The organism is Sinimarinibacterium arenosum (assembly GCF_005047655.1).
Lineage (GTDB): Bacteria > Pseudomonadota > Gammaproteobacteria > Nevskiales > Nevskiaceae > Solimonas.
This window is the reverse complement of record NZ_SUKF01000002.1, coordinates 369,598-383,755: the sequence shown is the minus strand read 5'-3', so window position 1 is coordinate 383,755 and position 14,158 is coordinate 369,598. Positions and strand designations below refer to the sequence as shown.

The following is a 14,158-nucleotide window of genomic DNA, read 5'->3' as shown; positions in this document are numbered from 1 at the left end:
GGTCGCGGCGCTAGCCGGCGAACGTGCGCAGCACCAGAGTGCCGTTGGTGCCGCCGAAGCCGAAGCTGTTCGACATCACCGTGCGCGGGCGCGTGTTGAGACGGGCCTGACGCAGGATCGGCGCCCATTCGCACTCCGGGTCGAGCCGGTCGATATGGGCCGACGCCGCGAGGAATCCGTCGCGCTGCATCAGTAGGCAATAGATCGCTTCATGCACGCCGGCGGCGCCGAGCGAATGCCCGGTCAGCGATTTGGTCGAACTGATCGGCGGCATGTTCTCGCCGAACACCTCCCGGATCGCACGCAGCTCGGTGGCGTCGCCCAGTGGCGTGCCGGTGCCGTGGGTGTTGAGATAGTCGATCGGGGTGTCGACGCCGTCGAGCGCCTGACGCATGCAGCGCACCGCGCCTTCGCCGGACGGCGCGACCATGTCGGCGCCGTCGGACGTCGCGCCGTAGCCGACGATCTCTGCGTAGATGCGGGCGCCGCGTTGGAGCGCGTGCTCCAGTTCCTCAACGACGACGATGCCGGCGCCGCCGGCGATGACGAAGCCGTCACGTTCGGCGTCGTAGGGGCGCGACGCGCACTCCGGCGTGTCGTTCCACGCGCTGGACAGCGCGCCCATGGCATCGAATAGCATCGCCGACGACCAGTGCTCTTCCTCGCCGCCGCCGGCAAACATGATGTCCTCGGTGCCGGCGCGGATGCGTTCGGCGGCATGGCCGATGCAGTGCGCGCTGGTGGCGCAGGCCGAGGTGATCGAGTACGCGGTGCCGCGCACCTTGTATGCGGTGCCCAGCGTCGCGGCGACGTTGCTGCACATTGTCCGCGTGACGCCGTAGGGGCCGATGCGCTTCACGCCCTTTTCGCGCAGCGCGTCGGCAGCGGCGATCAGATTCGCCGGAGACGCGCCGCCGGTGCCGACCACCAGGCCGGTGCGCAGATCGCTGACCGCGTCGGCGTCGAGGCCCGCGTCGGCGATGGCGTCGCCCATCGCAACATAGGCATACATCGAACCGTCATTCATGAAGCGACGGATGCGCCGGTCGATCAATGCCTCGCAATCCAGATGGATGCGGCCGGCGACCTGGGAGCGCAGGCCCATTTCGCGATACGCCGGCGCCGGCTGGATGCCGGAACGTCCGTCGCGCAGCGCGTGCGAGACGGTGTCGAGATCGTTGCCGATGCAGGAGACGATGCCGGCGCCGGTGATGACCGCGCGGCGTGACGAGGGCGGGCGCACGGGCCTCAGAACCCTTCGGTCGAATGGAACAGGCCGACGCGCAGGTCGGTGGCGAAGTAGATCGGCCGGCTGTCGACCGACACCACGCCATCGGCGATGCCCATCGTCAGCTTGGACGCGAACACGCGCTTGAGGTCGAGCCGATATTGCACGCGCTTGGCGTTGGGCAGGATCTGACCCTTGAATTTGACTTCACCGACGCCGAGCGCGCGACCGCGTCCGCCGTGGCCGCTCCAGGCCAGAAAGAAGCCGACCAGTTGCCATAGCGCATCCAGTCCCAGGCAGCCCGGCATCACCGGATCGTCTGGAAAGTGGCAATCGAAGAACCACAGGTCGGGGCGCACATCGAGCTCGGCGTCGATATAGCCCTTGTCGAACTTGCCGCCTTCATGGGCGATTGCGGCGATGCGATCCACCATCAGCATCGGGGGGGCCGGCAATCGCGCATGGTCGGGGCCGAACAGGCCGCCGTGCGAGCACGAAAGCAGTTGCTCCTTGCTGAAGGAGGTGGACGGATCGTGTGACTGGGCGATGGCAGCGTTCATAGGCTTGGGCGGTTTGCGGGTGGTTCGGCTCGGACAGCACGGACCCGGCGAGGTGATCTCGGATGCCGGAACCGCCAAGCGTATCGGGCCAAACTACCGGGTCGACATGACAGTCTTGCTGACCCAGATCAATGCCGGAGCCAATGGGTCGCGTCCCCGCGCTGCGGCCAAAAAAAAGCGGCAGCGCCCAAGCCGCCACCGCCTTAAAAAACTAAGTGAATCAGGTCAACCAGATAGACTTCGCTTCTTTCTGCTTGTCCTTGCCGGATGTCGCCGTTGCTGCAGTGTCTGCAGTCACTTCAACACCCCGAAACTCACGCTTCCGATCGGCTCAATAAAACCATGCTCACAGCTCGCCAACCACGATGGATAGTGTCACCGGTGCCGTCTGCTAACAATACCTTGTGGTTGTCAGCCGACGAACGGTCGTTGGCCGGGTATCGCCGGAGCCTGCGATGAGCGCACCTGAACCGATGCGCGGCAGCGGCCTGTATCCGGCGCAGTGGCAACTAGCCTGCGCAGTCCTTGACGAAGTACTGCAGGGTCGCGCGGCGGACCGCTGTCTGCAGGCGGCATTTCGCGAGCGTCGCAATATGGGCGGCCGCGACCGTGCCTGGGTCACGGAAATGGTCTATGGCGTGCTGCGCGATCTGCGCCGCCTGCGCGCAATGGTGGGTGAAGGGTCATCGGCCGCGTTGTGCGCAGCGCTTTTGTTACGCAGCGAACGGGTTTCCCCGGAGCGCTTGCAGTCCCTGGGTGTCGATGTCGATGCGCTGCGTGCGCGGCTGGCAGCGCATGACGACAGCGCCTTGACCGCGGCCGAACGCGCCAATGTGCCCGACACCATTTATCAGGCCTGGCAACTGCAGTACGGAGACGCGGCAGAGTCTTTGGCAGCGGCGCTGTGCGAGCAGGCGCCAGTCGATCTGCGCGTCAACACGCTCAAATGCGATCGAGCGGAGGCGCAGGCGGCGTTGTCTGAAGCCGGCATCGAGGTGCAGGTCACGCCGTATGCGCCACAGGGATTGCGCGTGGCGCGGCGGGCCGCGCTGCAGAATCTTGCGATCTATCGCGATGGCTGGATCGAACCGCAGGACGAGGGCAGCCAGCTGCTCGCAATGCTGATGGACGCGCAGCCCGGAGAGACCGTGATCGACTACTGTGCCGGTGCCGGCGGCAAGACCCTGGCACTGGCGGCGCAGATGCAGGATCGCGGCACGCTGTACGCGTGGGACAGCGATTCCACCCGACTGGCGCGGCTGGCGCCGCGACTGCAGCGGGCCGGCGTCCACTGCGTGCAGATCAGGACTTTGGGCAATGATGAGGAACCCGAAGTGCAAGCCGACGCGGTCCTGGTCGACGCTCCCTGTTCAGCCACCGGCACCTGGCGACGCCAGCCCGAAGCGCGGTTGAAGGCGCTCGACCTGCCGTCATTGACGACGCTGCAGGCGCAGATCCTTGCGCGGGCCGCGCGGCATGTGCGCCCCGGCGGACGTCTGGTCTATGCGACCTGCAGTCTGCTCGATGCCGAGAATGCCGACATCGTCGAAGCCTTCCTCGCCGCACATCCGCAGTTCGAGCTGGACGACGCCGGTGCCGAGCTGGCGAGTGCAGGTATCACGCTGCCGGGACGCATGCTGCAGCTGCTGCCGCACCAGCACGGCACCGACGGATTCTTCGCCGCCCGCCTACGACGACGCATGGGCTGAGGCGGGGCTGGGTGGCGCCGGTGCCACGGCCGGCGGATCGATGCGGATCCATCGGATTTGCGGGGAGGAGTGTGCGGTGATGGCGGATGCGCTGGCGGCGGCATGCAGCGCGCCGATCAGCAGGATCCAGATGAGCGCGTGAATCCGCCGTCGCTGCCGATGTCTCCGTGCACGTTGGGGATCAGCCATGGCCGCCGCCGAACAGCGCGCCCGTGACGACCTGTGGCCAGCCCGGGCCGAATACGGCGGCGGCCGCGATCACAATGGCCGCCGCCAACAGGTTGATCCCGCCCGCGCAAGACAGCGTCACCGCGAAGACGCGGTCCTTTCCTGCGTGTGGCATTGCTGCTTTCTCAGTGATGGCTCATGCCAGCGGCGTCGCGGACCGGCAGCGTGAACTGTGCCGGGCTGCCGCCGTCCAGCTCCAGCGTCAGCTCGACCTGATCACCCGCCTGCGGGGTACTGTTCAGCCCCATGAACATCAGGTGGAAGCCTCCGGGCTGCAGCGTCAGCGTCTCGCCCGGCGCCAGAGTCGGATCCGCCACAGCGCGCATCTGCATCTGGCCGCCGGCCATCTTCATCTCGTGAATTTCGAGCTTCTTCGACAACGGTGAGCTCAACGCGGTGATGCGGACAGTCCGGTCTGATGTGTTGCGCAGCGTGCCGTAGCCTGCAGCGGCCCCTGCGCCGGGAGGCGTCGCGCGGACCCAGGCGTCGGTCAGTTCGACCGGGGACGATGCGGACGGCGATTCGGCGTTGGAGATCGCCGGCAGACCGAGCGTCAATGTCAGCAGCAGGGACAGCATGCGCAGGCTGTGCCGTGCGGTGAAGGTGTTCGGATTCATGAGAGTACTCCTGGCGCCGGGTGGCGCATGACGATGGAAACGGCCTGAGGACCGGGCAATCGAATCAGGAGAGCCGGGGCGGTCCGCGCTGCGACGGCTGCGCGACGTCGCGCGTGTCGGGCGCGGCGACGCGATGACCCATCGGCGCGATGCCAGGCATCGCCGCGAGGGCGTGCTGTACCGGCGAGCTGCCCGGACTTGCGCCAATGGCGTGCACCAGCGCGCACAGTGCGCACCCCTGGAAGGTGGCGTGCTCGTGTGCATCGACAGGCACGCTACGCAGCTCCGCCGGCAGACTGGCCAGCCACGCTTCGGTCTGAGTAGTGGACAGCGTGCCGCAGAACGCGACCAGAACCGGGGCGTCATTCTGTGTCGCCCAGGCCTGCGCATGCCACGACGGCAGCAACAGCTGTCCGACGATCGCCAGCAGGCTCGCCAGCACGCCGATGCGGCGATGCGGGCGAGTCCGGTGCTGGCGTAACGCGAATATCAAGGTTGCAGCCTCAGGATTGTTTGAAAGCCAGAGAGAAACCAGCAGGGATGCCATTGCCGATCGTTCGCCGGGCGTGGGGCGATCCGAAGGTGGTCTGTGGCATGGGCATCGGCTTGCTCGGTCAAGGAATCTGCACGCAGGCTGCGTGCATCGGGATGCGACCAAACGGGTCGCTGAGGCGCTCGTCGCAGATGAACGCCCAGTCGGTCAACGCATCTAGGAACGCCAGAACGTCATCGAGTTCCTGCGGATTGAGTGTGAATCCGACCATCAATGCATCCTTGTAAGGGCTTTGCGAGCCGTCGCCGGCATGCTCTCCGGTGCTGACCAATCGTCCCCCACGGGCGTAGTGCGTGGTGATGACCTCGCGCAATGTCGCGATCGAGCCGTCGTGCATGTACGGCGCAGTCAGCGCGATATTGCGCAGCGTCGGCGCACGGAAGCGGCCCATGTCGGACGGGTTCTGCGTGAACTCGTACAGACCTTGGTTGTCCCTAGGGTAATTGCCCGCGGCCAGCGGCAGGCCGGGTGCCGGCCCGGCGATGTTGTACAGGCCGTTGTTGCGGAACTCGATCTGGTCCAGTGTGCTGCCGTCGTGATTGACCGATTGCGCGAAGTTGAAGCCGCCGTGGCAGTGGAAGCATTCAAGCCGCTCGGAAAAGAACAGGGTTTCTCCGCGCCGTGCCGAGGCGCTCATCGCGTCCGGATCGGGAGCCTCGGCGTCGTAGTAGCGGTCGTAGCCGGAGTGGCCGGAGATCAAAGTCGCACCGAACGCAGCCAGTGCCTTGGCGACGTTGTCGAGCGTGAACGGATCGGTATCGTCCGGGTAGGCATCGGCAAAGCGCCCGACGTAGTCGGGATCGGCACGCAGGCGGTCGAGCATCTGCTGCTCGCGTCCGGCCCAGCCGAGTTCGATCGTGTTTTCGTTGAGCAATACGCCCAGCGCCTGTTCGCGCAGATCGCGTGTATTCGGGTTCGCCCAGTTTTGCCTTGCGTTGTAGACAACATTGGTCAGGCTTAACGCCGAACGCGGATGCACGTCGCCGGTTGGACCGACCGCATGCGCGCGGCCGTCGGTGAATGCCAGACGCTGTTCGTGGCAGCTGGCACAGGATCCCTGTTCGTTGAGCGACATACGCGTGTCGTAGAACAGCTGCCGGCCCAATGCGGCCTTGGCTGTGCTCATCGGATTGTTGGCCGGAATCGCTGGTTGTGGAAAGCCGGAAGGCAGGTCGAAAACGTAGGCTGCTGGTGTCGGTGTCGGTGTCGGTGTCGGTGTCGGTGTCGGTGTAGGCGTGCCGCCGCTGTGTTGCGACGCGCTGCCGCCGCTGCAGCCGACCAGTCCGAGTATGGCGCCCATCGCGAGGATGGACGCCATGCCGCCGCGCCGCACGTTCAATGCAGTGTGTAGGCGAGGATTCATGGATGGACCCGGTGCCTACTCGGCCACGTAGAACAGCTGCTGGCCTTCGCTCGGCAGTGTGGTGCCGGCGTAGTTGAAGTCCAGACCGAGCTTGGGAATGATCGCGGCGCACTCCGGATCGCTGTTGCCGGACATGCAGCCGGCCGCGGTGCCGTCAGTGTTGTAGGTCAGGTCCGACTCCGAGAACACCTCCGCAGGATCGGCCACGATACGCTGGCCCGCCTTCAGTGCCGTGTAGTCGAGGCAGACTTCGGCGACGTTGGGGTAGTAGCAGGCGGCATCCGGCGGTGCGCCGTTGGCGCCGCTGCCGTTGGTGCAGCCAGTGCTACCCAGATGCAGGAAGTAGTTGTTGCGCGCGCCGTCAGCGTCGCCGACGCCATCGATGCGGAGGAACTTGTGGCCGGACAGCCACGACCATGCCATCGCGGTCACGTTCATCGGTGCGGCGGCGGTGGCGACGTCGATGTGGTTGAGCTCGAACGGAATGCCGACGTTGAAGCAGAGTTCGTCATATTCGCCGGCGGCTGCGGTGCCGGCGATGCTCAGGTTGCTGATCACCTCCGTCGTGCTGCAGCCCTGGACCAGGCCCAGCAGCGCGACGTTGTGCATCTCATCCTGGTAGCTCATGCCGTTGGCCTTGGCGGCCAAGGTGATCGGGGCGGTGCCGCTGGTGCCATGCAGGTGCAGGTCGGAAATGTAGAAGCGGAAATCGGTCAGCTCGTAGTCCTGCTGTGCGCCGTTGCCGATGCCCTGGTAGACGCTATTGCACAGCGCCTGCTCACCGCCCACGGCAAGGCCGAAGGCCACCGCAATGTTCTGCTGCGTGGCTTCGACCACGTGCGCGGCGGCGACGATGTTGTCCATCAGTCGAGCCTGCTGGATCGCATCGCCCTCGATCAGGCTCATGTCGATGCCGTCGAACCACTCCTCGTAGCGGCTGACCACCGTCAGTTCGACGCTGCGCTGCTGCTCGTTCAGCGTCAGCGGTTGGGCGAACGGCAAGGTGAAGTGACGATAGGTCGTGCCTGCTCGGGTCTGGATGCACTGATGTTCGGTGACGGCCGCGGCGTCGGCGTCCGACAGGCCGACGGTAGCCGGGTAGTAGCAGGCGGCGACGTTCAGCGCGTAGCCGTTCAGGTCGGCATCGAGGTCGCCGTGCTTGGCGACAGTGGCGGCTTCCGGTGCGAGCTCGACCGTCAGGCCGCAATAGGTGCCGGGCTCGGCCACGATGGCGCCGAGGTCGAAGCGCTCGCCGTCCGCTGCGGCGGTGTCGACCGGTCCGGCCGGCGGCGTGCCGATGTGATCGGAATGTGCGTAGGCCGTGCCGAGCGGGCTGAGCTGCGTGAGCAGCGTGTCCAGCTTCGCGCTGGCACCGTTGCAGGCGACCAGTTCCACCGGCGCCAGATTGATCAGACCCAGCTCCAGCTCGATGCGCAGGCCGTCGGCGCGGCGAAAGGCTTTCGGTTCGTGGACCAGTTCGGTGCTGGCTGTCATGTGGCCGGTCTTGGCTCCGGCGGCGATGGCTTCGACGCGGGCTTCATAGCCGGCTTCGCGCGAGCCGGTGCCGCCGCAGGCGGCGAGCAGGCCGATGGCGGTGCACGCCAGTGCGCCGTTCAGGAGTTGATGCGTTTTCATGATGAGATTCCCTTGAATGAGGTGAAGGCTGCGAATGCGGATCGAATGCGGCATTCGCGCGATCAGAAGTCGTAGGCGAGGCCGGCGCGCAGTGCCGCATCCTCGTCCTGGTGACCGTTGAGGTTTTCGAACAGCGGCAGTTGCACGCCGGCGCTGAGGACCAGTTCGTCCATGACGCGCAGTGCAACGCCGCTGAAGGCCATCGCCAGCGTCCCGCCGGAGTCCTCGTCGTCGACGCCGGCAAACTGGTTTTTCTGCGAATGGCGCGCGTCGAGACCCAGCTGCACGGCCAGCTTCGTCGTCACGCCGTACTGGCCCAGCACCGACGCCACCACGGCATCGCCCGGTGAGAAGTCCTGATGCCCGTCGCCGAAGCTGAAGTAGGTCGCGGTGACACCGATATGCCACGGGAAGCGGAAGTAGGCGTACCAGCCGCCCAGGTTCGGCACGGTGGCGCCGGCGTCCGGCTGCACGTCAATGTCCAGCAGCCGGCCGTCGCCATCCTCGACCTCGTCGGCCGTCGGCAGGCGTACGCCTAAGCGCAGGCCGGCCAGATGGCGCCCCGACATGGCGCCGGAACGCAGCAAGGTCCAGCGCCCGATCAGGTCGATGTCGCCGAGACCGTCGGCGTCCTGGCGTGCGCGATTGCTGTCCTCGATCTGCTTATGCACGTACGGCACCTGCACGGCCAGACTCAGGTTCGGCAGCGGGCTATAGGCCAGCCCCAGCAGCAGGCGCTGCTCATCGGTCTGGCGTTCGTTGACGCTCGGATCGCCCTGGGTTTCGGACCGGACCAGATAGTCGAAGCCGATGCGCAAACGACTGCTGAAGGACTTTTCGGTACCGAATAGATTGACGGTCGGATCGCCGCATTTGCAGGTCGAGCAGGCCAGCGTCGGCGCAGTCCAGGCTGACGCGATGACGACGCCGGCCGCTCCTGCGGCCCGCGCAATGAAACGGATATTCATGAAATCTCCCCAGCCACCGTGAAGGCGGCAACGCCCCGGTGGTCCTGAACACGGAACTGCCGGGACGTGCCCGGGCAATGCGGCATCACGCCGCGCGGTTCAGACGGAGATTGGCGGGGGAGCGCGTGCGGGCGGAGTGAAGCGGTATCCGCTGGCAGCGCGCAGCGGCGTTGCTTCGGCGCGGATCGCGGGCGTCGCCTCTGCCGCTGGCAGCCGCGGTGTGGCTGGCGCACCGGCCAGATGCGCTCCGTGCATTGCGGCGCAGAGCGTGCAGGCCGGCGGCATTTGCCGTTCGGACTTCTGCTCAAGCGCGCTGCGAACTTCCGGCGGCAGCTGCGCGAACAGTGCAGCGGAGTGCCCGGTGCCGTTGCCGCAGAACACCAAGCTCAGAGGATTACCGCTGCGCTGGGCCATGCTGGCTGCGTGCGCAATCGGCAGCAGCAACTGCGCCAGCATCGCGAAGATGCCCAGCAGCGCAATGTGTCGGCGATGAGTGCGGCGGTTTAGCATGGACCCGCAGTGTGCCAGCTGGGCTGGACCCGAGGAAAGTGCCGCCCCGCGGCGCGCGTGCAAGACGACGGACCGATTGATGACTTCAGAATTCAATAAGCTTCCCGCTGATGGTGCCGCGCTGCTGCAGCGGGCTGAAGCGGTCGCGACTGCGGCGCGCGATCGCGGCGCGTTGCAGTCCATCGCGACCGCCTTCGAGACCCTCGAGCAGGATGGGATTCGCTACGCGCTGCGGGTGGTCGACAACCTTCGCCGCAAGCAGGCGGCTTCCGCCGCGCAGAGTGCGGACAAGCCGGCGAATCCGTTCCTGCCGTACGAACCCGCGCTGTACGTCGCGCATGTATCGCCCGGGCATGTGCTGCTGCTGAACAAGTTCAACGTGATCGAGCCGCATCTGCTGTTGGTCACCGCCGGCTTCGAGTCTCAGCGGGCGCCGCTGTCGCTGGCGGACTTCGAGGCGGCGGCGCAGCTGAACGCGCGGCTCGACGGCCTGCTGTTCTACAACGGCGGCGGCCGCGCCGGGGCGAGCCAGCCGCACAAGCATCTGCAGTGGGTGCCGCGCGCGCTGCGGCCGGATGTGCCCGGGCTGCCAGTTGATACGGTGATCACGCCGGTGCTGTCGCAATCGCGGATTCAGCACGTCGACGCTCTGCCGTTCGCTCACGCGCTGCAGGCGCGCGCGCCGACGGACACGCCCGCAATGGACCACGCGCGGTACTGCGCGCTGCTACGGGCAGTGTCGATCGATCCGGATGCCGCCGACGGCGTGTGCGAGAACTACAACTGGCTGATGACGCGGCGCTGGATGATGGTGGTGCCGCGCACGCAGGAACGCTGGGACGGCATGAGCGTGAATGCGCTGGCGTTTGCCGGCGCCCTGCTGGCGCGGGACGCCGCCGAAGCGACACGCATCCGCGAGGCCGGTCCGGCAGCGATCCTGTCCGCGGTAACGCGTCAGGCCGGCGTCTCAGGAGCGCCTTAAGCGTCTTTTGCCAATCGCTGCGCGATGACGCGGATCACCTCGGCGTTGAACGGCAGGCCCATGTGGCTGCCATGTACTTCAACGTTTTCGGTGTTGTCGGCTTCGTCTTCCATGCAGCACGGCCAGGCGACGATGCCATCGGTGCGGGTATAGATCGCGGTGCAGGGTACCGGTGGCGCGACGATGCGGCGGCGGAAGCCTTCCATGTCCGGTGCCGCGGCCTGTTTCGGGTTCATCAGTTTGAACAGCGCATCCATATTGTTGGCGCTCGGGTGCCCGTTGATCGGGCTGCCGAGCGTGATCACCCGGCGTACTGCCTGTGGCTGATGCCGGGCGATTTCCCGCGCGAACACGCCGCCCAGGCTCCAGCCGATCAGGCTGACCGGGCCGTGATGACGTTCGCCCAGCAGATGCAGGCGTGAGGTCAGGGCCTGTCGCATCGGTCCGCGCATGCCGAGATTGACGCCCTGTGCCCAGCCGTAGCTGGCGTAGCCGAGCTTGTTCAGCACGTGTCGCAGCGGCAGCGTGGTGGCGTCGCCGGCGCCGAAGCCCGGAAGCACCATCACGGCATGCCCGTCGCCGCGTGGCAGTTCACGCAGCAGCGTCCGGTAATGCAGCGGCAGGCGGCCCAGTTCTGTCCACGCCCGCAGTTCCAGTGCCAGCAGGCGTGGCGGTGGTGCGCGCAATGTGTCGAGCGGTGCATTCGTCATCGGGGGTCCCGTGAAATCGCAAGTTGCACAATTATCCTCACTGCACGCGCTGCGTGCAGGCTTGCGCCGCGCCATGGCACAAGGCTAGTGTCCCCGACTTGCACTAAAACCAACCGACAGGACTGGGGAGTCTTCATGCCGGAATTGATCAACCGCCGCGATCTGGACTTCTTGCTGCACGAAGTGCTGGACGTGGCCGCACTGTGCGCGTACCCGCGGTTCGCGCATCACGATCGCGAAACCTTCGATGCGGTGATCGAGGCGGCGCATACCCTGGCGGTCGAACAGTTTCTGCCGCATGCGGCCAAGCTGGACGCGAACGAGCCGACGTTCGACGGCGAGCGCGTGCATCTGATTCCCGAGGTCAAGCAGGCGCTGGACGCCTACATCGACGCCGGCTTCCTGTCTGCGGCCTTTGACACCGAGGTTGGCGGCATGCAGTTGCCGTATACGGTGTCGTCTGCGGCGCTCGGCATTTTCAACGCCGCCAACGTGGGTACCGCGGGCTATCCGTTCCTGACCGCCGCGGCAGCCAATCTGCTGCGGGCGCACGGCAGCGACGCCCAGCAGGCACGCTACATGCGGCCGATGTTGCAGGGCCGTTTTTTCGGCACCATGTGCCTGTCCGAACCGCAGGCCGGTTCTTCGCTCGGCGATATCCGCACGCGTGCGATTCCGCAGCCCGACGGCAGCTATCAGCTGGTCGGCAACAAGATGTGGATCTCCGGTGGTGAGCACGATCTGTCGGAGAACATCGTGCATCTGGTACTCGCGCGCATCGACGGTGCGCCCGCCGGCACCAAGGGCATCTCGCTGTTCATCGTCTCCAAGTTCGAGGTCGGCGCCGACGGTGCGATCGGCCGCCGCAACGGCGTGCGTCTGGTGGGGCTGAATCACAAGATGGGCTATCGCGGCACCGTCAATACGGTGCTGAGTTTCGGCGAGTCCGAGGTTTGCCGCGGCGAGCTGGTCGGGCAGCCCAATCACGGCCTGGCGTGCATGTTCCACATGATGAACGAGGCGCGCATCGGCGTCGGTTTCGGCGCGACGATGCTCGGCTACGCCGGCTACCAGTTCGCGCTCGACTATGCGCGTAACCGCCCGCAGGGCCGACCGGCGTCTGCGAAGGATCCGAACTCGCCGCAGGTGATGATCATCGAACACACCGATGTGCGGCGCATGCTGCTGCAGCAGAAGGCCTATGTCGAAGGCGGTCTGGCGCTGTGCCTGTACTGTGCGCGACTGGTCGACGAGATGGCGGTGGTCGCCGATGCCGCGCAGCGCGAGTCACTGCATCTGCTGCTGGAAATCCTCACGCCGATCGCCAAGGCCTGGCCCAGCGAGTTCTGTCTGGAAGCCAACAAGCTGGCAATTCAGGTGCTCGGCGGTTACGGCTACACCCGTGACTATCCGGTCGAGCGCCTGTATCGCGACAACCGTCTGAACCCGATCCACGAAGGCACCAACGGCATCCAGGGGCTGGACCTGCTCGGGCGCAAGGCGATGATGAAAAACGGCGCCGCGCTGCAGCTGCTGCTGGCCCGCATTCACGACGAGATCGAGGCCACACGCGGCGACGAGACGCTCGACGAGTACGCGCAGGTGCTGCAGCAGGCCTGTGATGCCGCTGTGCGCGTGACCCAGACGCTGGGCATGACGGCGGCCAAGGGCGAGGTCGATCTGTTCCTGGCCAATGCCTCGGCCTATCTGGAGATGCTCGGGCATATCGTCGTGGCTTGGCTGTGGCTGCGGCAGGCGCGTCAGGCCCAACGCGGACTGCAGACGGCGGCGGAGGTCGATCACGATTTCTATGACGGCAAGCTGCGCGCCTGCCGTTATTTTTTCCGCTACGAACTGCCGCGTGCCGCGCGTGCCGCCGAGTTGCTGATGCGGCTCGACGACACCTGTCTGAGCATGCCGGCGGCGGCGTTCTGAGGCCTCCGAATACCAATCTTGCGAGACCGTCTGATGAAGAAGCTGGGCTATGGAATGGTGGTGGTGCTGGCGGCCTGTATCGGCGCCCTGGCTTGGAGCTTTGCGCCGGCGACGCTGCCGGTCACCGCACCGGACATGCCGCTGCAGCTGATCCATCCACAGCCGCCGGCGGACATGAGGGTCGGCGTGTTCATGGCCGGGCGCATGGAGTCGCAGGGCGCGTTCGCCTATCGCGGAGGGCCGTTCGAGACCATCGAGTTCGGCATGGATGTGGTTGTGGTCGAACATCCCAAAGGCATCCTGATGTTCGACTCCGGTTTCGGCCGCAACGTGATCAAGCACACCGAAACGATCCCGTGGCTGATGCGGCAGATGTCGAAGATCACGCCGGAGATTCCGGTGGTCGATCAGCTGTCCAGTGCGAGCCTGGCGCCGGAGCGCATTGCCGGCGTGATCCTGACGCACGCGCATTGGGATCACGTGTCCGGACTCGACGATCTGCGCGGTGTGCCGGTGTGGATCACGCAGACCGAGCGTGACTTCATCCGCGACGGCGGTGACAAGACCACGCTGGCGCGCTCGTTGGGCGAGCTCAACTACCGCATCTACGATTTCGAGGGCGGCCCGTACTGGGGCTTCCCGGCAAGCCACGATGTTTTCGGTGACGGCTCGGTGGTCCTGGTCCCGGCCGGAGGCCACACGCCGGGTTCGATCATCGCCTTCATCCACAGCGCGGACGGAGCCAGCTATGCGCTGATCGGTGATCTGGCGTGGCAGCACGAGGGCGTTGATCTGCCGGCCGAGCGGCCGTGGCTGTCGCGCGTACTGGTCGACGAGGACGCCCAGGGCGTACGCGACGCGCTGATCAAGCTGCATCTGCTGAAGATGGCCAAGCCCGATCTGGTGATCGTGCCGGCACACGACCGTCGTGTGATGTCGACGCTGCCGCCGGCAACGCGCAGCAACCCGCTGGCCGCGCCAGGCTGAGGCCCATGCGTTTTCTGGGGGGGAATAAAACACGGCGGGCTTGCGCCCGCCGTCGGGGGTATGCCGCCCTGAGGGAGGGGGGGATAGGGCGGCATCGGGGTCTCGACGCCCGGCTCGCGACCGGAATGTGCGTCTTGACGGGGTAGAGACTACGGCAGTCATGCGGCTTTGAA

The 14,158-nt window shown here is 66.2% G+C and carries 14 protein-coding genes; 4 read left to right on the top strand and 10 right to left on the bottom strand.

All coding sequences use genetic code 11. The features are described from left to right. Positions 1–10 precede the first annotated feature (10 nt). Together fabB and fabA are read right to left on the bottom strand one after the other, a co-directional pair. The gene (fabB, locus tag E4T66_RS05295; RefSeq protein ID WP_136847860.1) at positions 11–1,243 is read right to left on the bottom strand and encodes a beta-ketoacyl-ACP synthase I; all 1,233 of its coding nucleotides are present in this window, start codon (positions 1,241–1,243) and stop codon (positions 11–13) included. Positions 1,244–1,248: 5 nt separating this feature from the next. After that, positions 1,249–1,788: a bifunctional 3-hydroxydecanoyl-ACP dehydratase/trans-2-decenoyl-ACP isomerase gene (gene fabA / locus E4T66_RS05290; RefSeq protein ID WP_136847859.1), complete on the bottom strand. Its 540-nt coding sequence runs from the start codon at positions 1,786–1,788 to the stop codon at positions 1,249–1,251. Positions 1,789–2,243: 455 nt separating this feature from the next. On the opposite strand from fabA, the gene E4T66_RS05285 reads away from it, so the two are divergent. Further along, on the top strand, positions 2,244–3,497 hold the full coding sequence (locus E4T66_RS05285; protein WP_136847858.1) for an RsmB/NOP family class I SAM-dependent RNA methyltransferase: 1,254 nt from the start codon (positions 2,244–2,246) through the stop codon (positions 3,495–3,497). A gap of 181 nt (positions 3,498–3,678) precedes the next feature. On the opposite strand, the gene E4T66_RS21300 is transcribed toward E4T66_RS05285, so the two are convergent. The 7 genes from E4T66_RS21300 to E4T66_RS05260 form a co-directional block, all read right to left on the bottom strand. Then, positions 3,679–3,840, bottom strand: a complete 162-nt coding sequence (locus E4T66_RS21300; protein WP_169577490.1) for a hypothetical protein — start codon at positions 3,838–3,840, stop codon at positions 3,679–3,681. A 10-nt stretch (positions 3,841–3,850) separates the two neighbouring features. Beyond that, on the bottom strand, positions 3,851–4,342 hold the full coding sequence (locus E4T66_RS21295; RefSeq protein WP_169577489.1) for a copper chaperone PCu(A)C: 492 nt from the start codon (positions 4,340–4,342) through the stop codon (positions 3,851–3,853). A gap of 64 nt (positions 4,343–4,406) precedes the next feature. Next, positions 4,407–4,889 carry a hypothetical protein gene (locus E4T66_RS21290; RefSeq protein ID WP_169577488.1) on the bottom strand — a complete coding sequence of 161 codons (483 nt, stop codon included), beginning with the start codon at positions 4,887–4,889 and terminating at the stop codon, positions 4,407–4,409. Positions 4,890–4,956: 67 nt separating this feature from the next. Beyond that, positions 4,957–6,258: a methanobactin export MATE transporter MbnM gene (locus tag E4T66_RS05275; RefSeq protein ID WP_248679449.1), complete on the bottom strand. Its 1,302-nt coding sequence runs from the start codon at positions 6,256–6,258 to the stop codon at positions 4,957–4,959. Positions 6,259–6,273: 15 nt separating this feature from the next. Continuing rightward, a complete protein-coding gene (locus tag E4T66_RS05270) occupies positions 6,274–7,893 on the bottom strand; it encodes an MbnP family copper-binding protein (protein WP_169577487.1) in 1,620 nt (539 codons plus the stop codon). A 62-nt stretch (positions 7,894–7,955) separates the two neighbouring features. Then, positions 7,956–8,861: a hypothetical protein gene (locus tag E4T66_RS05265; RefSeq protein WP_136847855.1), complete on the bottom strand. Its 906-nt coding sequence runs from the start codon at positions 8,859–8,861 to the stop codon at positions 7,956–7,958. Between the two features lie 99 nt (positions 8,862–8,960). Beyond that, entirely contained in the window at positions 8,961–9,371 is a 411-nt protein-coding gene (locus E4T66_RS05260; protein ID WP_136847854.1) for a DUF2946 family protein, read from the bottom strand. Positions 9,372–9,450: 79 nt separating this feature from the next. Between E4T66_RS05260 and E4T66_RS05255 the strand changes: the two genes are divergently transcribed. Then, on the top strand, positions 9,451–10,353 hold the full coding sequence (locus tag E4T66_RS05255) for an ATP adenylyltransferase family protein (protein WP_169577486.1): 903 nt from the start codon (positions 9,451–9,453) through the stop codon (positions 10,351–10,353). Here the strand turns inward: E4T66_RS05255 and E4T66_RS05250 are convergent. Then, positions 10,350–11,063, bottom strand: coding sequence for an alpha/beta fold hydrolase (locus E4T66_RS05250; protein WP_136847852.1), 714 nt, complete (start codon positions 11,061–11,063; stop codon positions 10,350–10,352). The genes E4T66_RS05255 and E4T66_RS05250 overlap by 4 nt on opposite strands. A 135-nt stretch (positions 11,064–11,198) precedes the next feature. On the opposite strand from E4T66_RS05250, the gene E4T66_RS05245 reads away from it, so the two are divergent. Together E4T66_RS05245 and E4T66_RS05240 are read left to right on the top strand one after the other, a co-directional pair. Next, complete coding sequence (locus tag E4T66_RS05245; RefSeq protein ID WP_136847851.1) at positions 11,199–12,998, top strand: acyl-CoA dehydrogenase; 1,800 nt, start codon at positions 11,199–11,201, stop codon at positions 12,996–12,998. A gap of 33 nt (positions 12,999–13,031) precedes the next feature. Then, entirely contained in the window at positions 13,032–13,985 is a 954-nt protein-coding gene (locus E4T66_RS05240; protein ID WP_169577485.1) for an MBL fold metallo-hydrolase, read from the top strand. The last annotated feature ends 173 nt before the right edge of the window (positions 13,986–14,158 follow it).

Coding starts and splice junctions, on each gene's coding strand:
- fabA (WP_136847859.1), bottom strand. CDS start 1,788: ATGAACGCTGCCATCGCCCAGTCACACGATCCGTCCACCTCCTTCAGC.
- E4T66_RS05285 (WP_136847858.1), top strand. CDS start 2,244: ATGAGCGCACCTGAACCGATGCGCGGCAGCGGCCTGTATCCGGCGCAG.
- E4T66_RS21300 (WP_169577490.1), bottom strand. CDS start 3,840: ATGCCACACGCAGGAAAGGACCGCGTCTTCGCGGTGACGCTGTCTTGC.
- E4T66_RS21295 (WP_169577489.1), bottom strand. CDS start 4,342: ATGAATCCGAACACCTTCACCGCACGGCACAGCCTGCGCATGCTGTCC.
- E4T66_RS21290 (WP_169577488.1), bottom strand. CDS start 4,889: ATGGCATCCCTGCTGGTTTCTCTCTGGCTTTCAAACAATCCTGAGGCT.
- E4T66_RS05275 (WP_248679449.1), bottom strand. CDS start 6,258: ATGAATCCTCGCCTACACACTGCATTGAACGTGCGGCGCGGCGGCATG.
- E4T66_RS05270 (WP_169577487.1), bottom strand. CDS start 7,893: ATGAAAACGCATCAACTCCTGAACGGCGCACTGGCGTGCACCGCCATC.
- E4T66_RS05265 (WP_136847855.1), bottom strand. CDS start 8,861: ATGAATATCCGTTTCATTGCGCGGGCCGCAGGAGCGGCCGGCGTCGTC.
- E4T66_RS05260 (WP_136847854.1), bottom strand. CDS start 9,371: ATGCTAAACCGCCGCACTCATCGCCGACACATTGCGCTGCTGGGCATC.
- E4T66_RS05255 (WP_169577486.1), top strand. CDS start 9,451: ATGACTTCAGAATTCAATAAGCTTCCCGCTGATGGTGCCGCGCTGCTG.
- E4T66_RS05250 (WP_136847852.1), bottom strand. CDS start 11,063: ATGACGAATGCACCGCTCGACACATTGCGCGCACCACCGCCACGCCTG.
- E4T66_RS05245 (WP_136847851.1), top strand. CDS start 11,199: ATGCCGGAATTGATCAACCGCCGCGATCTGGACTTCTTGCTGCACGAA.
- E4T66_RS05240 (WP_169577485.1), top strand. CDS start 13,032: ATGAAGAAGCTGGGCTATGGAATGGTGGTGGTGCTGGCGGCCTGTATC.